This window comes from Aeromonas sp. QDB31 (genome assembly GCF_027707605.1).
Taxonomy (GTDB): domain Bacteria; phylum Pseudomonadota; class Gammaproteobacteria; order Enterobacterales; family Aeromonadaceae; genus Aeromonas; species Aeromonas media.
On record NZ_JAPCIX010000014.1, the window covers coordinates 58,008 to 82,137 of the forward strand.

Genomic DNA, 24,130 nt, shown 5'->3' on the forward strand with positions numbered 1-24,130 from the left:
TGTCAGGAGATTGACCCATGCAGGATCAGGCCATGAGAGCCGGCAACCTTTGCGGCAAGGAGAGAACCTACAGCATCTCCGAGCTGGCTCAGGAGTTCGACATCACCCCGCGCACCATCCGCTACTACGAGGACGAGGGGCTGATCACCCCGGCCCGGGAGGGGCAGACACGCATCTACAGCCACAAGGACAGGATCCGCCTGAAATTGACCCTGCGTGGCAAGCGACTCGGCTTCAGCCTGGCGGAGATCCGCGAGCTGTTCGACATGTATGACACCGACCGCTCGAGCCGGATGCAGCTGCACTCCATGATCCAGCTCATCGAAGCGCGGCGCCACTCCCTGCGCCAGCAGCTCGAAGACATCCAGATGGTGATGGCCGAGCTGGATGCCGCCGAGCAGCGCTGCATCCACTCCCTCGATGGCTTGAAAACCGACGCGGATTGACCGAATCTGGGGGCATATCGCCCCCGGAGTCCCCCATGCCACAGATGCGCCCCAGGTACAGGCCGACAGCCCCGGCAGGAGTGGCTCTGTGCCCCTTGCTCAACATGGTGTTCAACATTTGTGCCATCCCGGTCAGAGTACGGCGCAACCCATGAGCCCCAGCCATGATCCCCTCTCGATTACTTGCTACCATATGCGCATCCAATGGAGACCATCATGCTCAAGCCTCTGCCCGCTCGCCTGTTGCGTTACGCCCTCTATCTCTGCGCCGCCCTGCTCGTCTCCCTCTCCATCTTGCTGTGGCAAGCCCCCAACCTCATCCAGCGCCACCTGCCGGGCTGGCTCGCCACCCATTATGGTCTGCAGCTCACCCTGGGGAAGATAGAGGTCGGGCTGCGTTCCCCCTCCCTCACCCTGGGGCCCAGCGCCCTGCTCGATGAGCGGCAGCAGCCCCTGGTGTCGTTTGAAGAGCTGAAGGTCATTCCCGCCTTGAAAGCGAGCTGGCAACAGCGCGCCCTGGTGCTGGAGGAGCTGACCCTGACCACCCCCAAGGTGGATCTTGTGCGCCTGGCGGATAACAAGGGAGAGGCTAGTTTCAACCTGACCGAGGCCCTGACCCCCCTGCTTGACTCCCTGCAAACCAGGGAACAGGCAGCATCGACCGGCGAGCCCCTGGTGGTGAGCATCGGCAAGCTGGCCCTGGCCCAGGGGCAATTCCACTACCGCGATAGCCGCAAGCAACGCAGCCCGGGTTGGCTGCCGCCCCTCACCCTCGGCAAGCTCGCCCTGCAGTTGCCCGATTTTTCCAGCGCGCCGTCGGCCCTCAACCGCTATCAGTTGAGTGCCACATTCAATGAGAAGAGCCCCCTCAAGGCCGACGGTGAATTCAACATCATGACCGGGGCCGGCAAGGGGCAGCTCAACCTCGGCAAGGTCGCCCTCGCCCCCTTCTCCCCGCTCTGGGCCCCCTATCTCAAGGCCACACTGGCCAGGGGCGAGGCCAGCGCCGAGCTGGCGTATCGGCTCACATCCGGCAAGCAGGGTCTGGCATGGCAGATCGCCAAGGGCAGGCTGACCCTGGCCAACTGGCAGCTCAAGGGGGCAAAGGGTGGCGAATTTGCCCGCTTCAACCAGCTGGCCCTGACCGGGATCCGGGTCGATGGCAGCAAGCAGTCCCTCGATATCGAGGCCATCACCCTCAAGGCCCCCGCCGTCACCGCCGTGCTCGACCACCACCAACAGTTGGACCTCGCGGATCTTCTGATCCCCCAGCCAGCCCCCAAACCGGACAAGAAACCGGCCAAACCCGCCAAGCCCTGGCGCTGGCAACTCAGACAGGCCCGCATCAGCCAGGGGGCGCTCAAGCTGACCGAGTCCAGCAGCGGCAAGCCCCTGCTGCGGGATCTCTCCGGGTTGGATCTCACCCTGGGCCCCCTCGGCAGCCAGACCGACCAACCCAGCCCCCTCACCCTGACCGGCACACTCCCTCCACAGGCGACGGTGGCCTTTGATGGCACCCTGGATCTTAGTCCCTTCGCCCTGAACGGCACCCTCAAGCAGCAGGGCCTGCCGCTCACCCTGGCGCAGCCCTACCTGCAGGATCTGCTGCGCATCAGCGTGCGGGACGGCATGCTTGCCAGCCGCACCCGGCTGGACCTGGCCACCAACGACAAGGGGGCCCTCAGCAAGCTGGACGTCAGTGGCGGGCTCGACATCGAGGGGCTCGATGTGCTGGATCGGGCCGACAACCAGCGCCTGCTGCAGATAGAGAAGCTGCAACTAAGCGGGCTGCACTATGACGGCATCGGCCAGCAGCTGAAGATTGCCGACATCCTGCTGAGCAAGCCCTTCGCCCGCATCGAGATAAGCGAAACGGGCGTCACCAACGTCCAGCAGTTGCTGCTGCCGCAACCGGCCAGCAAACAGAGCGCGCCCGCACCGCATATCCTCATCGACCAGGTCCGCACCACCCAGGGCAACCTGCGTTTCGCCGACCGCAGCCTGAGCCCGGAATTCGTGGTGGACATCGCCTCCCTTGAGGGCCAGAACCGCCACATCAGCAACACACCGGGCCAACGCTCCGAGCTCGCCTTTCATGGCAAGGTGGACAGGTACGCCCCCGTCACCATCCGGGGGGGCGCCAACCTGCTGATCGACGATCCCGTGCTCGACGTCGCCGTGGCCTTCAACAACCTGGAGCTCACCACCTTCACCCCTTACTCCAGCACCTATGCCGGCTACGCCATCGACAAGGGGCAGCTCTCCATGAAGCTCAACTACAAGTTGCAAGGCAACCGGCTGGAGGGAGACAACGACATCACCATCAAGAAGCTGCAACTCGGCGAGAAGGTCAAAAGCGAGCAGGCCAGGGATCTGCCGCTGGGGCTCGCCATCGCCCTGCTGAGCGACGCCAGCGGCGTCATCAAGATGAACCTCAAGGTGAAGGGCAACCTGGATCAGCCGGATTTCAGCCTGGGCAACATCTTCTGGGACGTGCTCGGCAACACCTTGAGCAAGGCCATCACCTCCCCCTTCTCCCTGCTGGCTTCCCTGACAGGGGGCACCCAGGATCTCGATGAGCTCCCCTTCCTACCCGGTGATCCCGCCCTCACCCCGAGCCAGCAGAGCAAGCTGACCACCCTGGCTCAGGCACTGAAAGACAGACCCAGGCTCAGCATGAACATCCGCGGCAAGGTCAACTTCAACGAGGAGCGCCCCATCTTGCAGCGCCAGAAGCTGGAGCGGGTGCTGGCCAAGCTGACCGGCAACCCGGTGGATCTCGCCCTGCTGGAGCAGGACCCCGCCCTGCAGAGTGCCCTGGCCGAGGCCTATGAGGCCAAGTTCAACGAAGATCTCGGCACCCTGGCCGACCGGCTGCAACTCGATGAAGGGAGCGGTGCCCTGCGCACCCAGGCGGTGATCCTGCTGCGGGACCAGCAGCTGATCACCGCAAAGTCCCTGCGCAACCTCGCCATGCGCCGGGCCCAGAACACCAAGGAGTACCTGGTGGATACCCAGGGCATCACGCCGGATCGCCTGTTCGTGCTCGACAGCCAGGTCAAGGAGAGCGACAAGGAGGCCAAGGTAGTCCTCACCCTGGATAATTGAGCCGCGATGATGGCCCCGCGAAGGGGGGATTTCCCCCTTCTGGCTCGCCCTCCCTGCCGGTCTTCCTGCTCCCTTCTCTGCTCGCCTCTTTGCTTCCTTGCTGGCCACACGCCCTTGGCCCTGCATCATCCTTTGCGCATAAGCACCAACCCACCCCATGGGCGGGTGGAAAATCCGGCGCTCCCACACAGGCCAGCTTCCAGGTGGTGAGCAGACCGCCTCTGTAAACCTGCGCTCCCCTCAAGCCGGTTGGCAGCAGATATGCGCGCCGTCCTTTTCCTCGTACTTCCTGAAGGAAGATTCCAGGCTCCGCTGGCCGGTCTCCTGTGTCGGGACCAGTACCACGCCCCTGCCCGGTCCTGAGGGCGCCTCTGCCTGGCGTCGGGGCTGTGCCGTCAATCAGCAGAGGGTTCCAGAGGATTAAGTGGTGTTGAACACCTCTTGTCTGATGGCATATGAGGTGAATTTTCAACCCAAGCGTCGCTTGTTCCAGCGCGCGGTGGGCCCGCAAACCGGTCATCGCGGCAGACGCTCCTTTTGTTACCCGTTTTCATTTCGGGAGCCTTTCATACAAAAAAGCAACATTGAAAACGTTATCCATTCACCCGTCGTCTACCTGAATGACACGAATGGTTGGTCACTTAAAATTTCCTGTCATTTTTTTACCATTTAGCCTCCTCACCCCCTTGCTCGGGGCCGAGAGCCTGCCTAAAATCGCGCGTCTTTTATCAACCCCCACCTCTATTTTTGGAGAACGCCACGTGAGCGAAAAATTGGCCAACCCTGCCCCTCTGGGTCTGATGGGTTTCGGTATGACCACCATTCTGCTGAACATCCATAACGCAGGTTTCTTCCCCATCAGCGCCATGATCCTGGCCATGGGTCTGTGCTATGGCGGTCTGGCCCAGATCATCGCCGGCATCATGGAGTTCAAGCGTGGCAACACCTTCGGTGTCACCGCCTTCATCTCCTACGGCACCTTCTGGTGGAGCCTGGTGTTCCTGCTGGTGATGCCGACCATGGGTCTGGCCGAAGCCACTCCCCACGCCTACATGGGCTGGTACCTGCTGATGTGGGGCATGTTCACCCTCTTCATGCTGGTGGGCACCGTCAACTTCCCGCGCGTGAAGCAGTTCGTGTTCGCCTCCTTGACCGTGCTGTTCTTCCTGCTGGCCGCCCGTGACTTCACCGGCAGCACCCTGATCGGCACCATCGCTGGTTTTGAAGGGATCATCTGCGGCGCCAGCGCCATCTACCTGGCCATGGCCACCGTGATCAACGAGCAGTTCGGCCGCACCGTGCTGCCCATCGGCGATCACAAGAAGGCCGCCGCAGTCCAGCTCAAGGCTGCCGCATAATCTGCCGCGCCCCGGCGCTCGCGCCCATGCAAAAGGCACCCTCGGGTGCCTTTTGTTTTTCTGTCGCCGGGACGCCAGTCAGCTGTGCAGCTCACCATCTCCCGCCAGCAATCGGGTGGCCGGAAAACGGGCGGCAGGCTGCTGACCGTAGAAGCGGGTGAACTGCTCATATACCGCCGGATAGGTGTCGCGCAGGCGCAGGGGCTCGGTGAAGAAGCTCTCGCTGCACACCGCGAAGAACTCGGCGGGGTGCGTGGCGGCATAGGGGTCTATCTGCGTTACCTCTCCCCTGGCCAGCGCTGCATTCATCTCATCGAACGCGCTCTGCAGCGCCTGGGTCCATTGCCGCTGATCCATGCTGCTCGGGAGCGGCGGCCCCCCGTCGGCATCCCCTCCCAGCATGTCGAGCTTGTGTGCCAGCTCGTGGATCACCAGGTTGAAGCCATCCCAGTCCCCATCCTGCTGCAACTCGCTCCAGGCCAGCACCAGGGGTCCCTGGGGCCAGGACTCGCCGGCGTTCTCCTCTTCAAACTCGCTCACCAGCCCGAACTCGTCCTGCACCTCCTGACGGCGGGTCACGGGTTCGGGGATGATGATCACCTCGTGAAAACCGCGATACCACTCCAACCCCAGATGCAGTATGGGCAACACCGCCTGCAGGGCCAGCACCCCCTGCTGACGGGGTGTAAGCTCGACCCCGAGCTGGGTCAGCGTCTTGCGGGAGAGGAAGTGGCTGGCCAGTTCGATCAGCTGCTGCTCTTCATCGCGGGAGAAGCCCTGCAAGATGGGCACGGCCGCCAGGGCCTGCTGCCACTCCAGCGCTCCCAAGGCATGACTCTCAGCAGGGGATGCAAGACCGAATACCGCTTTCAACCTGGACCAGAACACACAGACTCCTCATGCCACATCAGAATAATTTCACGAACCGTTTCGGCCGCTCGCCATACCCTTGCGCCAGGTAGAAGCGGTGAGCCCCCTCGCGCTTGAGGCTGCTGGAGAGCTCCAGCTGGCTGCAACCCGAGGCCAGCGCTCGCGCCTCGGCCGCCGCCAGCAGCCGGGCCCCCATGCCGCCGCCCCTTGCACCTTCATCGATAACCAGCGCCGAGATCAGGCCCCAGGCTGGTGCAAGGTGCATGGGTTGCAACCTATGCCATACCAGCACCCCGACCATCTCCCCATGATAGAGGGCCACCAGCACCTCCCGGGCCGGATCCGGTTCAGCCAGCCGCCCGTCCACTGCATCGCCCAGGGTCGGATACCCCAGTTGCGCGAACAGCGCTGACAGCAGGGCGCCATCCCCCTGCTCGGCGAGACGAATGGTGCAGTCATTTTCTTTCATTGTCACTCCTGGCCTCCCATTTGCATTATCCCCTCTGAACCCTGGATACGAAAAACATGCACCTGCAAGTTCCGAATCTTGTCCAGTTCCATTCACCATTTGTTAATGTCAATTCACAAATTAACAAAGTGACAACACTTTTCACTAGGAAGGGTCGATACAAACCGATATGTTAAATCCCGCGGACTAACCAGTCGAAAGTCCCGCACAATACTGAGTGACCCCCTTGGTCACCGCATATTTCAATATTAAGGGAGCGAGGCATATAGACCTCGCCAAGACAGCGCAACAAAGGAGTTGTTGTACATGAATGAGATCGTCAATGCCATCAATGGCGTGATTTGGAGCCCAGCGCTCATCTATTTGTGCCTGGGGGTGGGCCTCTACTTCTCCCTGCGCAGCCGTTTCCTGCAACTGCGTCACTTGAAGGGCATGATACGCCTGATGTTCCAGGGCAAGGGCAACGATGCCGGTGTCTCCTCCTTCCAGGCGCTCTCCATGACGCTGGCCGGTCGGGTCGGTACCGGCAACATCGCCGGTGTCGCCACCGCCATCACCTTCGGGGGCCCGGGCGCCCTGTTCTGGATGTGGATGGTCGCCTTCCTCGGCGCCAGCTCCGCCTTCGTGGAGTCCACCCTGGGTCAGGTCTACAAGGAGAAGATCAACGGCGAGTACCGCGGCGGCCCGGCCTTCTACATCGAGAAAGGGCTCGGCATGAAGTGGTACGCCTGGACCTTCGCCATCGCCACCATCTTCGCCTGCGGCGTGTTGCTGCCAGGGGTGCAAGCGAACTCCATCGGCTCCAGCCTGCAGACCGCCTTTGACATCGATCCGAACGTCACCGCCGCCGGTCTGGCGCTGCTGCTCGGCTTCATCATCTTCGGCGGCGTGAAACGCATCGCCAACTTCGCCAGTACTGTGGTGCCCTTCATGGCGCTCGGCTACATCATCGTCGCCTGCGTCATCATCGCCCTCAACATCGGCCAACTGCCCGGTGTGATCCTGCTGATCTGGAAGAGCGCCTTCGGGATGGAAGCCGGTTTCGGTGCCATTCTGGGTCTGGCCATCATGTGGGGTGTCAAACGTGGCGTTTACTCCAACGAAGCGGCACAGGGCACGGGGCCACACGCCTCTTCCGCCGCCGCGGTAAGCCACCCCGCCAAACAGGGCCTGGTGCAGGCGTTCTCCGTCTACATCGACACCCTGTTCGTCTGCTCCGCCACCGGTTTCATGCTGCTGATTACCGGCCTGTACAACGTACAGGGTCCGGACGGGGCCGCCATCTATACCGGCATCGCCGGCATCGCGGCAGGCCCCGGTTATGTGCAGACCGCCATGGAGAGCATGATGCCCGGCTTTGGCAACTACTTCGTCGCCATCGCCCTGTTCTTCTTCGCGTTCACCACCATAGTGGCCTACTACTACATCGCCGAAACCAACATCGCCTTTATCAACCGCAAGATTAACCGTCCCTGGCTCACCTTCCTGTTGAAGATCGCGCTGATGGCTGCCACCGTCTATGGTACCGTCAAGACCGCCGATCTGGCCTGGGGCCTCGGTGACATCGGAGTCGGTCTGATGGCCTGGCTCAACATCGGTGCCATCCTGATGTTGCAAAAACCGGCCTTCGCTTGCCTCAAGGATTACGAGGCACAGCTGGCGCAGGGAATTGATCCCGTATTCCACCCGGAGAAACTCGGCATCAAGAACGCCGACTACTGGATTGACAACCGTGCCGAGGTCAACCTGATGCGCGAGCAAACCGGCCATCCCTTCGAGGCAGACCCGGATATCGTTGCCAAGTGATCAAAGGGCACAATGCAAAATGGCAGCTTCGGCTGCCATTTTCATTTGGTGCTCTCTTGAGGGGGGCGCCGGTTCAGAGCGCGTTGCGGCGGGGTCCGAACGGCAGTCGCCAGCGAAACAGGCTGTTGAGGGTCGCCCGCCACTGGTTGGGACGCCCCAGGATCTGCTGCTGCAAACGGGTCTCTTCTTTCAGCATCACCTCGTCACTGCGGGCCCAGGCCTGATGGTAGAGCTGCTTGATCCCCGCCAGCGCATCCGGTGACTTGGTGATCAGGGTCCTGGCGAACTCCCGCGCCTCGTCGAGGGGCTCCTCGCAGACCCGGCTCACCAGCCCGAGCGCCCTGGCCTCCTGGGCATCCAGCTCGCGGCCACTCATGGCCAGCTCCATGGCCACGTCCACCCCCATCAGATTGCGCAGGGTGACGCTGCCACTCATGTCGGGAATGATGCCCCACTTGATCTCCATCACCGAGAAGCGGCAATCCGGGGTGCTGAAGCGAAAATCGGCCCCGAGCGCGATCTGCAGGCCACCGCCAAAACAAACCCCCTGAGTCACCGCGATCACCGGCACCGGCAACTGGTGCCAGCCGTAGGCGACCCGCTGGGCCAGGTTGGTCGCCTCATCCGCCTCGCGCCTCAATATTTCCAGGGCCGCCACCGGCTGCCTCAGCATGGATTTCACATCCAGTCCGGCGCAGAACGCCCGCCCCTCGCCGTGCAGGATCACCGCCCGCAGTCCCTTCTGCCGCGCCAACTGGTTCAGCGTCTCGTCGATGGCGCCGAACATGGCCCTGTCCAGCGCATTGAGCTTGTCCCCCCGGGTCAGCATCACCTCGGCGATGCCGTCCCGGATCTCGCACCTGATCCTTGGCTTGTCCATTTTCTTCCTCTTCCTTGTGCCGAAACTGGTCATACCACAAGTTACCAGAGTGTGATCGACAGGTACAGGGAGGCCAGCCCCGCTCTGCGACTAAAGTCGGCTGGCCCCGCGCCGGCCCCTTTGCCAGACTGGCCCCATGCTCACGGCCGAGAATTGCCATGTCACTCCTGTTCGATTTTGCCCGCCCGCCGTTTGACTGCCTGGACGTGGCTGCCCGTGAACGGCTCGGCCAGCGCCTCAGCATCTGCTACTTTCGCACCGGTCAGACGGTGCTGCACCCCGGGGACGAGCCCCCCGGCCTCTACCTCGTCATCAAGGGCGCGGTGGAGGAGTCGGCGCCCCACCAGCCTTTCGGCGACTATGGCGTGGGGGACATGTTCGACGTGCGCGCCCAGTTCGACGGCCGCTGCCGCCATCGCTTCAGCGCCCTGGAAGACACCCTCTGCCAACTGATCCCCCGCGACACCTTCCAGACGCTGTGCGACGCGCACCCCCCCTTCGCACACTATTTCACCGCAACCCTGGCCGAGCGCCAACGAGAGCAGGAGCGGCGCGGCCAGCTCGGACAACAGAACCTGGCGGAATTCATCCTGACTCGCATCGACCCCGGACATCTGCAGCCAGCACTGCAACTGGACAGTCAGACCAGTCTGCTGGCCGCCAGCGAAGCCATGGCCAGCCGGGGCACCGACTGCCTGCTCTATCCCGCCTTTGACGGCAGTCTGAGCCTCTCCACCCGCAAGACCCTGCTCCATGCCCTGACCCTCAAGGGACTGCCCCTGACGGCGCCGCTCGCGGTGCTGACCCCGGCCCCCCTGATCGGCCTGGCGCAAGGCAGCTATCTGTTCGATGCCCTGCTGCTGATGACCCGCCACCGCATCAAGCGGCTGGTCATCTGGCAGGGGCAGGAGGTGGTGGGGATCCTTCACCTGACCCAGGTGCTGGGGCTCTTCTCCACCCACTCCCATGTGTTGACCTTGCGCATCGCTCGAGCCGACAGCTTGCCAGCACTGGAGGCGGTGGCACGGGAGCAGCAACAGCTGACCCGCTCCCTGTTTGCCCAGGGGATCCATACCCTGTTTCTGATGAAGCTCATCGCCACCATCAACGAGCAGTTGATCGCCAAGGCCTTCGCCCTGGTGATCCCCCCCGAGGTGCAGGAGCAGGTGTGCCTGCTGATGCTGGGCTCGGAGGGACGCGGCGAGCAGATCCAGAAGACCGATCAGGACAATGCCCTGATCCTGCGAGATGACCTGGATTGGCCCGCTCGACAGGCCGATCTGGCCGCCTTCAGCGCCCTGCTCGAGCGCCTGGGCTATCCCCCCTGCCCGGGGCGGGTGATGGTCAGCAACCCGGACTGGGTGAAGAGCGCACAACAGTGGCAGGACGAGATAGAGCAGGCGTGCGTACGTGCCAGCGAGGCCGATCTGCTGTGGCTCGCCACCCTGGCCGATGCCCAGGCCATCATGGGGGATCGTCCTCTGCTTACTCCCCTCGCCCGCCACCTGAGACAGTGCCTGGCCGACAGGCCGGATCTGCTGGCGGAGATGGCCCGGGCGGCGGTCGCCTTTCACACCCCCCTCACCCTCTTTGGCCGGCTGGAGCAGGCCCCCGAGGGGCTGGATCTCAAGCGGGGCGGCCTCTTCCCTCTGGTGCACGGCCTGCGGGTGCTGGCCCTGGAGGCAGAAGTGCTGGAGACCTCGACCCTGGGACGGATTGACGCCCTGGTGGCCATGGGGCGCCTCAGCCCCGACTATGGAGCCAACCTGGCGGAAGCCTTCCGGCTGTTTGTGCGGCTGCGGCTGCGCAGCCAGCTCAAGGATGGCGACAGCTGGGTACTGGTCACCGAACTCGCGCACGGGGAGCGGGATCTGCTGCGCCATGCCCTGCATCAGGTGAAGAAGTTCCAGCAGTGGCTCACCTTGCACTTTCGTCTTAGGCAATAGGCATGTGGCGCCGCTGGCGACGTCGTTGGCTGGGTAGAGGCTTCCGGGACGGGGAGTTTGCCCCGCTCTTTGCAACCCCCCCAGGAGAGGAGTGGGTGGCGCTGGACTTCGAGACCACCAGCCTGGATCCTGCCAAGGCGGAGATCGTCTCCATCGGCGCGGTGCGCATCCAGGGCAACCAAGTATTGACCGGGGAGGCCCTCAGCATCAGGGTGCAGCCACCGACCAGTCTGAGCGCGCAGTCGGTGGTGATCCACGGCCTGCGCCATCAGGATCTGCAACAGGGCATGACGCTGGAAGCCGCACTGCGCCTGCTGCTTGCCTTCATCGGGCCCCGTGAACTGGTGGGTTACCACATCGCCTATGACCTGCACATTATCAACCTGGCCTGCCAGCGGCTCTGGGGGCTGACCCTGCCCCAGCGCGGCCTGGAGGTGAGCCGGCTCTATCATGACCGCCTCTACCGACGCTACCCTGACGCCGTCATCGATCTGCATCTGGCCGCCATCTGCCAGCATCTGGGACTGCCGGCCCTGCCCCTGCACGACGCCCTGAGTGACGCCACCGCCGCCGCCCTCATCTTTCTGCGCCTGCATCAGGGTGGCCCTCTGGCTTATCCCAAAGTCTAATTGTCCGAAAATAACATTTGCTTCACATTTTGATTACATGAGCAGGTCTGCTGCTCGGTAGGGACACCCTTCAATCACAGCTGACACAACCGTCACGGAGAACTGCAATGGAACAGCAACGTTATCTGAGGATCCAGCAAGATCCCAACTTCCAGGAGCTGGTCAGCAAACGCCAGCGCTTCGCCTGGACCCTCTCCATTCTGATGCTGGGGCTCTACCTGGCGTTCATCCTGCTCATCGCCTTTGCCCCGGGTTGGCTCGGCACTCCGCTCAGCGAAGGCTCCAGCATCACCCGCGGCATCCCGGTTGGCGTAGGCCTCATCGTCTCCTCCTTCGTGCTGACCGGCATCTATGTGCTGCGGGCCAACGGCGAGTTTGACGAGCTGAACCAGAAGATCCTCAAGGGAGTGCAATCATGAAAGGCAAGTCTCTGCTGCTGCTCACCGGCCTGGTCTCCACCCCCCTGCTGGCGGCCGATGCGCTGACCGGCGAGGTGCAACGCCAGCCCCTCAACATCTCGGCCATCGTGATGTTCGTGGTCTTCGTGACCGCTACCCTGTTCATCACCTACTGGGCCTCCAAGCGCAACCGCTCGGCCTCCGACTACTATGCCGCCGGCGGGCGCATCACCGGCTTCCAGAACGGGCTGGCCATCGCCGGTGACTACATGTCCGCCGCCTCCTTCCTCGGCATCTCCGCCCTGGTCTACACCTCCGGCTATGACGGTCTCATCTACTCCATCGGCTTCCTGGTGGGCTGGCCCATCATCCTGTTCCTGATAGCGGAAAGGCTGCGCAACCTCGGCAAGTACACCTTCGCCGACGTGGCTTCCTACCGCCTCAAGCAGACCTCGGTGCGCAGCCTCTCCGCCAGCGGCTCCCTGGTGGTGGTGGCCCTCTACCTCATCGCCCAGATGGTGGGTGCCGGCAAGCTCATCGAGCTGCTGTTCGGCCTGCAATACCATGTGGCCGTGGTGCTGGTCGGCATCCTGATGGTGCTCTACGTGCTGTTCGGCGGCATGCTGGCCACCACCTGGGTCCAGATCATCAAGGCGGTCATGCTGCTCTCCGGCGCCTCCTTCATGGCCATCATGGTGATGAAGTCCGTCAACTTCGACATCGGCGCCCTGTTCAGCGAGGCCGTCAAGGTTCATGCCAATGGCGCCGCCATCATGAGCCCGGGCGGTCTGGTGGCCGACCCCATCTCCGCCATCTCCCTCGGCCTGGCGCTGATGTTCGGCACCGCCGGCCTGCCCCACATCCTGATGCGTTTCTTCACCGTGAGCGACGCCAAGGAAGCCCGTAAATCGGTGTTCTATGCCACCGGCTTCATCGGCTACTTCTACATCCTGACCTTCATCATCGGCTTCGGTGCCATCCTGCTGGTCAGCACCAACCCGGACTTCAAGGACGCCACCGGCGCCCTGCTGGGGGGCACCAACATGGCTGCCATCCATCTGGCCGATGCCGTGGGGGGTAGCCTGTTCCTCGGCTTCATCTCCGCCGTGGCCTTCGCCACCATCCTCGCCGTAGTCGCCGGGTTGACCCTGGCGGGCGCCTCTGCGGTCTCCCACGACCTCTATGCCTGCGTCATCAAGGAAGGCAAGGCCAACGAAGCCGACGAGCTGCGCGTCTCCAAGATGACCACGCTAGTGCTGGGAGTGGTGGCCATCGGCCTGGGCATCCTGTTCGAGAAGCAGAACATCGCCTTCATGGTGGGTCTGGCCTTCTCCATCGCGGCAAGCTGCAACTTCCCGGTGCTCTTCCTCTCCATGTTCTGGTCTCGCCTGACCACTCGCGGCGCCGTCTATGGTGGCTGGCTGGGGCTCATCAGCGCCGTGACCCTGATGATCCTGGGCCCGACCGTGTGGGTGAAGGTACTGGGCCATGCGCAGGCGATCTTCCCCTACGAATACCCGGCGCTCTTCTCCATGGCGCTGGCCTTCATCGGGATCTGGTTCTTCTCGGTCACCGACAAGTCCCAGAACGCCTCCGAGGAACACCAGAAGTTCTTCCCGCAGTTCGTCCGCTCCCAGACCGGGCTCGGTGCCTCCGGCGCCTCCGCCCACTAAGGTTGTCTGACCGCCCCCAAGCCGGCCCAGTGCCGGCTTTTTTCATTCAGGGCATTCCCCCTCGCCACCTCTTTCCCGGCCCACCAGCGAGTGGTGCCTTTCCCGTCACATTCCCCCCTTGCAATGGGTCTCGATCACAGTTCTTGCTAAAACTTTCGGGGGATCTGTGCCATAATGCGCGCCATTTGACAGACAACCCGGGACATCTCCTTTGTTAAGCAGCAACAACATCACCATGCAGTTCGGCGCCAAGCCGCTGTTTGAGAACATCAGCGTCAAGTTTGGCGGCGGCAACCGCTACGGCCTCATCGGCGCAAACGGCTGTGGCAAGTCCACCTTCATGAAGATCCTCGGCGGCGATCTGGAGCCCACTGGCGGTAATGTGAGCCTGGACGTCAACGAGCGCATCGGTAAATTGCGCCAGGATCAGTTCGCCTACGAAGAGATGCGCGTGCTGGACGTGGTCATGATGGGCCATAGCGAGCTGTGGGCTGCCATCGCCGAACGTGATGCCATCTATGCCAACCTCGACGCCACCGACGACGACTACATGAAGGCTGCCGAGCTGGAAGGCCTGGTCGCAGAATACGACGGCTATACCGCCGAATCCCGCGCCGGCGAGCTGCTGCTGGGTGCCGGCATCCCCATCGAGCTGCACAACGGCCCCATGAGCGAAGTGGCCCCGGGCTGGAAACTGCGGGTGCTGCTGGCACAGGCGCTGTTCTCCAACCCCGACATCCTGCTGCTGGACGAACCGACCAACAACCTGGACATCAACACCATCCGCTGGCTGGAGCAGGTGCTCAACGATCGTGAAAGTACCATGATCATCATCTCTCACGACCGTCACTTCCTGAACTCCGTCTGCACCCACATGGCGGATCTGGATTACGGCGAGCTGCGCGTCTACCCGGGCAACTACGACGAGTACATGACGGCGGCCACCCAGGCCCGCGAGCGTCTGATCTCCGACAACGCCAAGAAGAAGGCTCAGATTGCAGACCTGCAATCCTTCGTCTCCCGTTTCAGTGCCAACGCCTCCAAGTCGAGCCAGGCTACCTCCCGCCTCAAGCAGATCGACAAGATCAAGATCGAGGAAGTGAAGGTCTCCAGCCGTCAGAACCCCTTCATCCGCTTCGAGCAGGACAAAAAGCTCTACCGCAACATCCTGGAAGTGGAAGGGGTGTCCAAGGGTTATGGTGAGGCGCCGCTGTTCAAGGGCCTGAGCATGATGCTGGAAGTGGGCGAGAAGGTCGCCATCCTGGGTACCAACGGCATCGGTAAATCTACCCTGATCAAGACGCTCATGGGCGAGCTGGCGCCGGACAGCGGTACCATCAAGTGGTCCGAGAATGCCCAGATCGGCTACTACGCCCAGGATCACGCCGACGATTTCGACACCGACCTCAACGTGTTCGACTGGATGGCCCAGTGGAAACAGGCCAACGAAGACGAGCAGGCGGTGCGCTCGGTACTGGGTCGTCTGCTGTTCACCCAGGACGACATCAAGAAGCCGGTCAAGGTGCTCTCCGGTGGCGAACAGGGTCGCATGCTGTTCGGCAAGCTGATGATGCAGCGCCCCAACATCCTGATCATGGATGAGCCGACCAACCACCTGGACATGGAATCCATCGAATCCTTGAACCTGGCGCTGGAGATGTACCAGGGCACCCTGATCTTCGTCTCCCACGACCGTGAGTTCGTGTCGTCCCTGGCGACCCGCATCATGGAACTGACCGAGAACGGCATCCGCGACTTCGGCGGCACCTACGAGGATTACCTGCGCAGCCAGGGTGTGGTGTAACTCCTTCCCCAGGTCTTTCATCGTAAAACCGGCGCCAGTGGCGCCGGTTTTTTTATTCCTCCTTGTTCCCTTCTCCCCTGCGTCTCCCACTGCGAGAGCTGGGTTAGGAGAGCAAGAGCGCTGTACAGGAGCCGCACGCTTGTCATCCAGCTGTCCGGCTTATCCTCTGCCAGGATAGACTGCACAAGCCGGTACCCGGCCCTTCCCTCTTCAACCCGCCCGAGCTTGCCGAGCGGAGCATGGTCGGGACATAAAAAAACGGCTCCATCAGGGAGCCGTTTTCAATGAGGGCGTGAGTCGATTACTCGACGGTTGCCTCCACGTCGGTGAAGTACTCGATCTTGGCCGCCTTGCGCAGCTCGTCGATCAGCGACTTGTAGTCGGCCTGAGCCTTGCCCTGACCGAGCTGCCCTTGCAGCAGGCTCACCATCTGGGACGGTTCCTTGGTCACATTGACCTTGTCGAGCGCCACCACTACGCGATCGCCATTGGCTTCGGCCACCAACTCGACGCTCGGCTTGCCATCCTTCGGATGGGGCATGCGGAACGCCTGGGCCAGCAGGTTCTGATCCATCTCCTGGGCGAAGCGGGAGACACCCTTGTGGCTCTCCACCTTCAGCCCGAGGGCGGTCAGATCGGCCTGGATGTCCTCGCCGGCGTGCAGCTTGTCGAGCAGGCCCTGGGCCTTGCCACGGGCTACTTCACTGGCCTTCTCATGCTTGATGGCCGCAATCACCTGATCCTTGATCTCCGCCAGCGGCTTGGCCGCTTTCGGCTGGTGACCCATGATGTGCAGCACCAGCGCCTTGCCATCGGAGAGCTCGATCACATCGGAGTTGGTGTTCTCGTCGCGCAGTTGCTCGGAGAAGGCAGCCGCAAGCACCTTGGGATCATTGAGGGGTGCCTGGGCATCGGCCTGGCTGAAGTAATCAGACGAGATCACCTTCAGACCCATGGCTTCGGCAGTCAGATCCAGCGAGTCCGGGTTCTCGAAGCTGCTGTCGGCCATCTTCTGCTGCTCGGCGAAGAACAGCTCCTTGGCCTTGTCCGCTTGCAGACGGCTGATGGTTTCGCTCATCACATCGGCGAACATCTTGGTCTTGGCGGGCTCGACGGCCAGCAGCTTGATGATGTGGAAACCAAACGGGCTCTTCACCACTGCGGAAAGATCCCCAGTCTTGGCCAGCGCAAAGGCCGCCTGCTCGAAGGCAGGATCCATCACCCCTTTCTCGAACCAGTCCAGCTCGCCGCCCTTCTTGGCGGAGAAGGTATCGCTGGAGTTGGCTTTGGCCAGGGTAGCGAAGTCTTCACCGCCCTTGACCTTGGCCAGCAGCTCGTCAGCCTTCTGCTGGGCCGCCTTCTCATCCTTGCCAAAGGGGATCAGGATGTGTGCCACGCGGCGACGCTCGGCACGCTGGAACAGGTCCTGGTGCTGATCGTAGTAATCCTGGGCATCCTGCTCGGTGACCTTGATGTTCTTGCTGAGGTTGGCGGCATCGAGCAGCAGGTAGTCGACCTTGACCTTCTCGTCATTCATGAAGCGACCGCTGTTGGCCTTGTAGAACTGATCCACCTCGGCGTCGCTTACATCGACCTCACCCATGTAGGCGGAGGCAGCCAGGCGCACCAGGCGCAGGTCCCGGGTCTGGTTGTAGAGTTTGTCGAGCTGCTCGGCCTCGCCCTTGAGGGCGAATTCGGAGCCCAGCAGGGCGCCCATCAGTTGCTGGCGCACCATGTCCTGACGCAGGGAGTCGCGGAACATCTCAGGCGTCATGCCGGCGCGGCGGATCAGCTGCAGGTAGCGATCGTTACTGAACTTGCCGTCCTCGGCAAACTCCGGCATCTCCACGATGGCCTGCTTGATCTGCTCGTCGCTGACGCGCAGGCCGAGGGAGCGGGCCTTGTCATCGATCAGCGCCTGATCGATCAGCCGGTCCAGCACGCCGCGGCGGAACTGTTTCATGTAGTCGGGGTTGGCGGCCAGCTGATTGAAGGCCTCACCCATTTGGGATTCCATGCGGGCCCGCTCGTTGCGATAGGCATTCTCCAGTGCGGGGGCACTGATGTCATTGCCGTTGACGGTAGCGGGGGCGGTACGTGCCGGGCCATTGAGGTAGCTGCCTACACCGGCCAAGGCAAAGGAGAGGATGATCAGGCCCAAGATAATCTTGGCTACCTTGCCCTGCGCCCCTTCGCGTAGTTTATCCAACATCATGTTTGTACTTATGCTCCCGAACTCGATGGGCGTAAATAATGAAAAGGCGCACCGATTGCGATGCGCCTTGGTCAATCAGTATGAGGGAGAGCCCTCTCACTTGTCTGGTCAGCGACCAAGGTCGGAGCCGATGAACATCAGCGCCCGGCTTAGTTGACCGAGTCTTTCAGGGCCTTGCCGGCTTTGAAGGCAGGAACTTTACCGGCGGCGATTTCGATGGTCGCACCAGTTTGCGGGTTACGGCCAGAACGAGCGGCACGCTCGCGAACGGCGAAAGTACCGAAGCCAACCAGAGCAACCTGGTCACCCTCTTTCAGGGCTTCACCCACGGCGTCAATGAAAGCATCCAGCGCACGGCCAGCGGCAGCTTTGGAGATATCAGCACCGTCTGCAATCTTGTCAATCAGTTGAGATTTATTCACTCTTATATTCCCCTTTTATCGAACATCGCTGCGGCACTGATTTCCCTGGCCACAACAAGTGGAGGTTTTATAACAAGCCTCCTGATCAGTTGCAAGTGACAATCTGGCGCAAACCCGCGCCACATCACGCATTGCGACTCATCATGAGTACCCGATCGGTGGTCAAGGCTACTTCCGTTATCCGGTGCATGCAAGCCTTAACCACCCCCCGAATGCGCCAAATTTGCGGCGCATCAACATTTACACGACAGAAACGCGTTCGAAACCCTGCGGATTGTCCTGCAACGCCAGTGCAAGCACCTCATCAATCCAGCGAACCGGATAAATTTCAAGGTCTTGTTTGACATTGTCCGGGATCTCCTCGAGATCGCGTTCGTTCTCTTTCGGGATGAGCACCCGCTTGATGCCGCCACGGTGAGCCGCCAGCAGTTTCTCCTTGAGACCCCCGATGGGCAGCACCTCGCCGCGCAGGGTGATCTCGCCGGTCATGGCCACGTCGGCACGCACCGGGTTGCCGGTGAGGCTGGAGACCAGGGCGGTACACATGGCGATACCGGCGCTCGGGCCGTCTTTCGGGGTCGCCCCTTCCGGCACGTGCACGTGGATGTCGCGCTTCTCGTAGAAGTCGGCGTTGATGCGCAGCTTCTCGGCACGGGCCCGCACCACCGTCATGGCGGCCTGGATGGACTCCTGCATCACGTCACCGAGTGAACCGGTGTAAGTGAGCTTGCCCTTGCCCGGCACGTTGGTGGTCTCGATGGTGAGCAGATCGCCCCCCACTTCGGTCCACGCCAACCCGCACACCTGGCCTACCTGATTCTGATCGGTGGCCTTGCCATAGTCGAAACGCTGTACCCCGAGGAACTCCTTGAGGTTCTCCTGATTGACCAGAACATGCTTGATGCTCTTGTCCAGCAGGATGCGTTTGACTGCCTTGCGACAGATCTTGGAGATCTCGCGCTCCAGGCTACGCACCCCCGCCTCGCGGGTGTAATAGCGGATGACGCCGATCAGGGCAGAGTCTTCGATGGTGATCTCGGACTCTTTCAGACCGTTGCGCTGGATCTGCTTGGCCAGCAGATGCTGCTTGGCAATGTTGAGCTTCTCGTCCTCGGTGTAACCGGACAGACGGATCACTTCCATCCGGTCCAGCAGCGGACCCGGGATGTTCATGGAGTTGGAAGTGGCCACGAACATCACGTCCGACAGGTCATAATCCACTTCCAGATAGTGATCGTTGAAGCTGCTGTTCTGTTCGGGATCCAGCACTTCCAGCAGGGCGGACGCGGGGTCGCCGCGCATGTCCGAGCTCATCTTGTCGATTTCGTCGAGCAGGAACAGCGGGTTCTTCACGCCGACTTTTGCCATCTTCTGGATGAGCTTGCCGGGCATGGAGCCGATATAGGTGCGGCGGTGACCGCGGATCTCCGCCTCGTCACGCACCCCACCGAGCGCCATGCGCACGTACTTGCGACCGGTCGCCTTGGCAATGGACTGACCGAGCGAGGTCTTGCCCACACCGGGAGGCCCGACCAGGCAGAGGATGGGGCCCTTGAGCTTGTTCACCCGCGCCTGCACCGCCAGGTATTCGAGGATGCGATCCTTGACCTTGTCCAGGCCATAGTGATCCGAATCAAGCACCTCTTGTGCCTTGGCGAGATCCTTCTTGACCTTGGAGCGGGCCTTCCACGGCACCTGCACCATCCAGTCCACATAGCTGCGCACCACTGTGGCTTCCGCGGACATGGGGGACATCATCTTCAGCTTGGCAAGCTCGGCCAGAGCCTTCTCACGGGCATCGTCCGGCATCCCCGCCTCGTCAATCTTGCGATTGAGGGCTTCGAATTCGTCCGGGCTGTCTTCCAGCTCACCCAGCTCTTTCTGGATGGCCTTCATCTGCTCGTTGAGATAGTACTCCCGCTGGCTCTTCTCCATCTGTTTCTTGACCCGGGAGCGGATGCGCTTCTCGACCTGCAAGAGGTCGATCTCCGACTCCATCATGGCCATCAGAAACTCGATGCGCTCGGATACAGAGGCGATTTCCAGCACCTTCTGCTTGTCTTCGAGCTTGAGCGGCATGTGGGCAGCCATGGTGTCAGCCAGGCGCGCCGCATCGTCGATCGCCGAAATCGAGGTCAGCACCTCGGGCGGGATCTTCTTGTTGAGCTTGATGTAGCCTTCAAACTGGCCGATGGCGGAGCGCACCAGCACATCCTGATCCTTCTCTTCGATGGGGGCAGACGCTATGTACTGCGCCTCACCGACGAAGAAGTCTTTGTCATCGATCATCCGCTCAAGACGGGCACGCTGGCCCCCTTCCACCAGCACCTTGACGGTGCCGTCAGGCAGCTTGAGCATCTGCAAAATGTTGGCCACTGTCCCGACGGAGAAGATCTCCTCCACCGTAGGCTCGTCAGTCGACGCATCCTTCTGGGCCACCAGCAGGACTTTTTTGTCCTGCTCCATGGCCGCTTCCAGACAGCGAATGGATTTTTCCCGCCCCACAAAGAGTGGAATGACCATGTGGGGGTAAACCACCACGTCACGAAGAGGCAGGACGGGAATCTCGATGCGTTCTGAACGCTCTAGGTTCATATATGTCCTCTCGGCTTGTTATACCGTTGGCAAAGCGCTTGGCTGAGTATATGGGGGCGCAAAGATGAGATTCAATCGCCTTGGCCGTAAAAAGCATGAAAGGGGCAAAATGCCCCTTTATGTGATTAAAAATCAGTCAGTTACTCTGACGCTGCGGCCTGTGTCTCGGGATTGTCGTAGATCATCAGGGGCGCGGAGTCCCCCTTGATCACCGTCTCGTCGATCACCACCTTGCTGACCCCTTCCAGGGAGGGCAGGTCATACATGGTGTCGAGCAACACGGCTTCGACGATGGACCTCAGGCCACGGGCACCGGTCTTGCGCTCCATTGCCTTGCGCGCGATGGCGTTCAGGGCGTCGTCACGGAACTCCAGCTCCACCTCTTCCAGGGCAAACAACGCAGCATATTGCTTGGTCAGTGCGTTCTTCGGCTCTTTCAGTATCTGGATGAGGGCCGCTTCGTCCAGCTCGGTGAGCGTCGCCACCACCGGCAGACGACCGATGAACTCGGGGATGAGACCGTATTTGATCAGATCCTCCGGCTCCACCTTGGCAAAGTTCTCGCTTAAGGTCGCCTTGGCATTCTTGGATTTGACGTCAGCGCCAAACCCGATGCCGGTCCCCTTGACGGAACGCTGCTCGATCACCTTGTCCAGGCCGGCGAAGGCGCCACCACAGATGAAGAGGATCTTGGAGGTATCAACCTGCAGGAACTCCTGCTGCGGATGCTTGCGGCCACCTTGCGGTGGCACTGAGGCTATGGTGCCTTCGATCAGCTTCAGCAGTGCCTGCTGCACCCCTTCCCCGGACACATCGCGGGTGATGGAAGGGTTGTCCGACTTGCGGGAGATCTTGTCGATTTCGTCGATGTAGACGATGCCGCGCTGGGCCTTCTCCACGTCATAGTCGCACTTTTGCAGCAACTTCTGGATGATGTTCTCCACGTCCTCGCCCACATAACCGGCTTCGGTCAATGTGGTGGCATCGGCCATGGTGAAGGGCACATCCAGCAGACGGGCGAGCGTCTCGGCCAGCAGGGTCTTGCCGCTGCCGGTCGGGCCAATCAGCAGGATGTTGGACTTGCCAAGCTCCACACCACCGGACTCGCTGCCGCTGCGCAGACGCTTGTAGTGGTTATAGACGGCAACTGCCAGCACCTTCTTGGCGTACTCCTGCCCGATCACGTAGTCGTCCAGATGGGCGCGGATTTCATGAGGGGTCGGCAGCTCGCTACCATCGCGCTTGGGAGAGATCTCGCGGATCTCCTCGCGGATGATGTCGTTGCACAGCTCGACACACTCATCACATACGTAGACGGAAGGGCCAGCGATCAGCTTACGCACTTCATGCTGGCTTTTGCCGCAGAAAGAGCAATAAAGCAGCTTGTCGCCCTCACCCTTGCGTTTCTCTGTCATTCAGCGACCTCGTTTTATCAATAGAGGATGGATCGTCCTGTTGAGTTTACAACAGGACGGGATACCCTGCTCAGCCGCGCTGGCTCAGGATGCCGTCAACCAGACCATAGGCCACAGCCTGCTCGGCCGACATGAAGTTGTCACGGTCGGTGTCGCGTTCTATGGTGGCCATGTCCTGTCCGGTATGGAAAGCCAGACGATCATTCAGGGTATTCTTGATTTTCAGGATCTCCTGGGCATGGATCTGGATGTCAGATGCCTGGCCCTGGAAGCCGCCCAGCGGCTGGTGGATCATCACCCGAGCGTTAGGCAGGCAGAAACGCTTGCCCTTGGCACCGCCGGCCAGCAGGAAGGCGCCCATGGAGCAGGCCTGCCCCATGCAGACGGTGCTGACGTCCGGCTTGATGAACTGCATGGTGTCATAGATGGACATCCCTGCTGTGACGGCACCACCCGGCGAGTTGATGTAGATGCTGATGTCCTGATCCGGGTTCTCGGACTCCAGGAACAGCAGCTGAGCCACCACCAGATTCGCCATGTGATCCTCAACCTGACCGGTCAGGAAGATCACCCGCTCCTTGAGCAGACGGGAATAGATGTCGTAGGAACGCTCACCCTTAGCCGTCTGCTCGACCACCATAGGGATGAGCGCATTGCGTGGGGATTCAGTCACATCGTTATAGTTCTTGTACATAAGGCATTGTCCCTAAAATAAAATGGCCCGAGTGGAGATCACACGAGCCATTATACTTAACAGTTTTGACCTTAAGTCAAATGTTCTTAGGCAGCGGCACCGGACTTGTTGATCACGTCGTCAAATGCAACTTCTTTCTCGGTCACTTGCGCCTTGGACAGGATCAGGTCGATGGCTTGATCTTCTACCGCCAGGTTGCGAACGCCGTTCAGCATCTGCTCGTTCTTCTGGTAGTACTCGATCACTTCCTTCGGATCTTCGTAGGCAGTGGCCATGGACTCGATGATGCTGGTCACACGGGCGTCGTCAGCCTTGATCTCGTTGGTGCGGATGACGTCACCCAGCAGCAGACCGACGCGTACGCGGCGCTCGGCTTGCGCCTGGAACAGCTCGGCCGGCAGTTCAGGAGCGTTGCCGCCCTGGAAGCCACCGAAACGCTGCAGGGCTTGCTGACGCAGGGCGTCGATTTCCTGGGCAACGGCAGCCTTCGGCAGATCGATCTGGTTGGCTTCAACCAGGCCGTTCAGCACTTGCTCTTTCACGCTGTTTTTCAGGGCTTGAGCCAGTTCGCGCTCCATGTTCTTGCGCACTTCGGCCTTCAGCTCTTCAACGCTGCCGCTCTCGATGCCAAAACGCTTGACGAACTCTTCAGTCAGCTCAGGCAGCACCTGCTCTTCAACCTTGATCAGCTTGGAGGCAAACTTGGCCGCTTTGCCTTTCAGGGCTTCGGCGTGGTAGTCAGCCGGGAAAGTCACCTCGATGGTGAACTCGTCACCCGCTTTCTTGCCCAGGATGGCGTCTTCGAAGCCAGGGATCATGCGACCGGCGCCCAGTTCCAGAGTGAAACCTTCGGCCTTGCCACCGTCGAACTCTTCACCGTCGATGGAACCGACGAAGTCCAGGGTGACACGCATGCCATTGGCGGCAGCGGCATCGACGTCAGACCAGGTGGCGTGCTGCTTGCGCAGGGTGTCGATCATGTTGGCCAGGTCGGCATCCTTGACGGAGGCAACCGGCTTCTCAACCTTGATGCTCTCGAGACCGGCAACTTCAAACTCCGGGTACACTTCGAAAGTGGCGGTGAATTCGAAATCCTGGCCTTCCTTGATCTCTTTCGGATCCATGGTCGGGGCACCGGCCGGGCTCAGTTTGCTTTCGATGATGGCCTTGATGAAGTTGTTTTGCATCATTTCATCGGCAACGCGGGCATGGGCCATGGCGCCGAACATCTTCTTGATGATGGCAACCGGAGCCTTACCAGGACGGAAACCGTCGATGCGACGAGTCTTGGCCAGGCCATTCAATTCTTTACGCACGGCAGCGTCAACGGTAGCAGCCGGTACAGTGATGGTAAGACGGCGTTCCAGACCTTGGGTTGTCTCTACAGAAACTTGCATTCTTT

General features: G+C 61.2%; 18 protein-coding genes. 9 read left to right on the top strand and 9 right to left on the bottom strand.

Going from position 1 to position 24,130, the window contains the following annotated elements; genetic code table 11:
- Positions 1–32 precede the first annotated feature (32 nt).
- From PG898_RS14475 to PG898_RS14485, 3 genes are all read left to right on the top strand, one after another.
- Positions 33–446 (top strand): MerR family transcriptional regulator, encoded by a 414-nt coding sequence (locus PG898_RS14475; protein WP_270824327.1) that lies wholly within the window; start codon positions 33–35, stop codon positions 444–446.
- A 204-nt stretch (positions 447–650) separates the two neighbouring features.
- Positions 651–3,554 (top strand): DUF748 domain-containing protein, encoded by a 2,904-nt coding sequence (locus PG898_RS14480; protein ID WP_408850820.1) that lies wholly within the window; start codon positions 651–653, stop codon positions 3,552–3,554.
- A 761-nt stretch (positions 3,555–4,315) separates the two neighbouring features.
- Positions 4,316–4,912, top strand: coding sequence for an acetate uptake transporter (locus PG898_RS14485; protein ID WP_005315399.1), 597 nt, complete (start codon positions 4,316–4,318; stop codon positions 4,910–4,912).
- Positions 4,913–4,990: 78 nt separating this feature from the next.
- Here PG898_RS14485 and PG898_RS14490 read toward each other — a convergent pair whose 3' ends face one another.
- Together PG898_RS14490 and PG898_RS14495 are read right to left on the bottom strand one after the other, a co-directional pair.
- Complete coding sequence (locus PG898_RS14490) at positions 4,991–5,800, bottom strand: zinc-dependent peptidase (protein ID WP_043130757.1); 810 nt, start codon at positions 5,798–5,800, stop codon at positions 4,991–4,993.
- Positions 5,801–5,819: 19 nt separating this feature from the next.
- On the bottom strand, positions 5,820–6,251 hold the full coding sequence (locus PG898_RS14495; RefSeq protein ID WP_270824329.1) for a GNAT family N-acetyltransferase: 432 nt from the start codon (positions 6,249–6,251) through the stop codon (positions 5,820–5,822).
- A 306-nt stretch (positions 6,252–6,557) separates the two neighbouring features.
- On the opposite strand from PG898_RS14495, the gene PG898_RS14500 reads away from it, so the two are divergent.
- Positions 6,558–8,057, top strand: a complete 1,500-nt coding sequence (locus tag PG898_RS14500) for an alanine/glycine:cation symporter family protein (protein WP_041205868.1) — start codon at positions 6,558–6,560, stop codon at positions 8,055–8,057.
- 73 nt (positions 8,058–8,130) lie between these two features.
- Here PG898_RS14500 and PG898_RS14505 read toward each other — a convergent pair whose 3' ends face one another.
- Positions 8,131–8,937, bottom strand: coding sequence for a crotonase/enoyl-CoA hydratase family protein (locus tag PG898_RS14505; protein ID WP_226169361.1), 807 nt, complete (start codon positions 8,935–8,937; stop codon positions 8,131–8,133).
- 158 nt (positions 8,938–9,095) lie between these two features.
- Here PG898_RS14505 and PG898_RS14510 point away from each other — a divergent pair, with 158 nt between their 5' ends.
- The 5 genes from PG898_RS14510 to PG898_RS14530 all read left to right on the top strand — a co-directional run bounded on the left by PG898_RS14510 (position 9,096) and on the right by PG898_RS14530 (position 15,387).
- The gene (locus PG898_RS14510) at positions 9,096–10,883 is read left to right on the top strand and encodes a putative nucleotidyltransferase substrate binding domain-containing protein (RefSeq protein ID WP_270824330.1); all 1,788 of its coding nucleotides are present in this window, start codon (positions 9,096–9,098) and stop codon (positions 10,881–10,883) included.
- 2 nt (positions 10,884–10,885) lie between these two features.
- Positions 10,886–11,512 carry a 3'-5' exonuclease gene (locus tag PG898_RS14515; RefSeq protein ID WP_270824331.1) on the top strand — a complete coding sequence of 209 codons (627 nt, stop codon included), beginning with the start codon at positions 10,886–10,888 and terminating at the stop codon, positions 11,510–11,512.
- 107 nt (positions 11,513–11,619) lie between these two features.
- On the top strand, positions 11,620–11,931 hold the full coding sequence (locus PG898_RS14520) for a DUF485 domain-containing protein (RefSeq protein WP_005324119.1): 312 nt from the start codon (positions 11,620–11,622) through the stop codon (positions 11,929–11,931).
- A complete protein-coding gene (locus PG898_RS14525; protein ID WP_042650381.1) occupies positions 11,928–13,583 on the top strand; it encodes a cation acetate symporter in 1,656 nt (551 codons plus the stop codon). The genes PG898_RS14520 and PG898_RS14525 overlap by 4 nt, the downstream gene beginning before the upstream one ends.
- Positions 13,584–13,794: 211 nt before the next feature.
- Positions 13,795–15,387 carry an ABC-F family ATPase gene (locus PG898_RS14530; protein WP_005324115.1) on the top strand — a complete coding sequence of 531 codons (1,593 nt, stop codon included), beginning with the start codon at positions 13,795–13,797 and terminating at the stop codon, positions 15,385–15,387.
- Positions 15,388–15,688: 301 nt separating this feature from the next.
- Here PG898_RS14530 and ppiD read toward each other — a convergent pair whose 3' ends face one another.
- The 6 genes from ppiD to tig all read right to left on the bottom strand — a co-directional run bounded on the left by ppiD (position 15,689) and on the right by tig (position 24,125).
- Positions 15,689–17,602, bottom strand: a complete 1,914-nt coding sequence (gene ppiD / locus PG898_RS14535; protein ID WP_270824332.1) for a peptidylprolyl isomerase — start codon at positions 17,600–17,602, stop codon at positions 15,689–15,691.
- Between the two features lie 149 nt (positions 17,603–17,751).
- A complete protein-coding gene (gene hupB / locus PG898_RS14540) occupies positions 17,752–18,024 on the bottom strand; it encodes a nucleoid-associated protein HU-beta (RefSeq protein WP_270824333.1) in 273 nt (90 codons plus the stop codon).
- Positions 18,025–18,264: 240 nt separating this feature from the next.
- The gene (gene lon, locus PG898_RS14545; RefSeq protein WP_270824334.1) at positions 18,265–20,619 is read right to left on the bottom strand and encodes an endopeptidase La; all 2,355 of its coding nucleotides are present in this window, start codon (positions 20,617–20,619) and stop codon (positions 18,265–18,267) included.
- A gap of 140 nt (positions 20,620–20,759) precedes the next feature.
- Positions 20,760–22,034 (bottom strand): ATP-dependent protease ATP-binding subunit ClpX, encoded by a 1,275-nt coding sequence (gene clpX / locus PG898_RS14550; protein ID WP_005324108.1) that lies wholly within the window; start codon positions 22,032–22,034, stop codon positions 20,760–20,762.
- A gap of 70 nt (positions 22,035–22,104) precedes the next feature.
- The gene (gene clpP / locus PG898_RS14555; RefSeq protein WP_005324106.1) at positions 22,105–22,728 is read right to left on the bottom strand and encodes an ATP-dependent Clp endopeptidase proteolytic subunit ClpP; all 624 of its coding nucleotides are present in this window, start codon (positions 22,726–22,728) and stop codon (positions 22,105–22,107) included.
- A gap of 86 nt (positions 22,729–22,814) precedes the next feature.
- Entirely contained in the window at positions 22,815–24,125 is a 1,311-nt protein-coding gene (tig, locus tag PG898_RS14560) for a trigger factor (RefSeq protein WP_042650384.1), read from the bottom strand.
- Positions 24,126–24,130: the final 5 nt, after the last annotated feature.

Excerpts from the sequence above, each read along its gene's own strand:
- clpX (WP_005324108.1), bottom strand. The coding sequence starts at position 22,034 with ATGACAGAGAAACGCAAGGGTGAGGGCGACAAGCTGCTTTATTGCTCT.
- PG898_RS14480 (WP_408850820.1), top strand. The coding sequence starts at position 651 with ATGGAGACCATCATGCTCAAGCCTCTGCCCGCTCGCCTGTTGCGTTAC.
- PG898_RS14525 (WP_042650381.1), top strand. The coding sequence starts at position 11,928 with ATGAAAGGCAAGTCTCTGCTGCTGCTCACCGGCCTGGTCTCCACCCCC.
- PG898_RS14515 (WP_270824331.1), top strand. The coding sequence starts at position 10,886 with ATGTGGCGCCGCTGGCGACGTCGTTGGCTGGGTAGAGGCTTCCGGGAC.
- PG898_RS14505 (WP_226169361.1), bottom strand. The coding sequence starts at position 8,937 with ATGGACAAGCCAAGGATCAGGTGCGAGATCCGGGACGGCATCGCCGAG.
- clpP (WP_005324106.1), bottom strand. The coding sequence starts at position 22,728 with ATGTACAAGAACTATAACGATGTGACTGAATCCCCACGCAATGCGCTC.
- ppiD (WP_270824332.1), bottom strand. The coding sequence starts at position 17,602 with ATGATGTTGGATAAACTACGCGAAGGGGCGCAGGGCAAGGTAGCCAAG.
- PG898_RS14510 (WP_270824330.1), top strand. The coding sequence starts at position 9,096 with ATGTCACTCCTGTTCGATTTTGCCCGCCCGCCGTTTGACTGCCTGGAC.
- PG898_RS14495 (WP_270824329.1), bottom strand. The coding sequence starts at position 6,251 with ATGAAAGAAAATGACTGCACCATTCGTCTCGCCGAGCAGGGGGATGGC.
- PG898_RS14520 (WP_005324119.1), top strand. The coding sequence starts at position 11,620 with ATGGAACAGCAACGTTATCTGAGGATCCAGCAAGATCCCAACTTCCAG.
- PG898_RS14475 (WP_270824327.1), top strand. The coding sequence starts at position 33 with ATGAGAGCCGGCAACCTTTGCGGCAAGGAGAGAACCTACAGCATCTCC.
- PG898_RS14500 (WP_041205868.1), top strand. The coding sequence starts at position 6,558 with ATGAATGAGATCGTCAATGCCATCAATGGCGTGATTTGGAGCCCAGCG.
- tig (WP_042650384.1), bottom strand. The coding sequence starts at position 24,125 with ATGCAAGTTTCTGTAGAGACAACCCAAGGTCTGGAACGCCGTCTTACC.
- lon (WP_270824334.1), bottom strand. The coding sequence starts at position 20,619 with ATGAACCTAGAGCGTTCAGAACGCATCGAGATTCCCGTCCTGCCTCTT.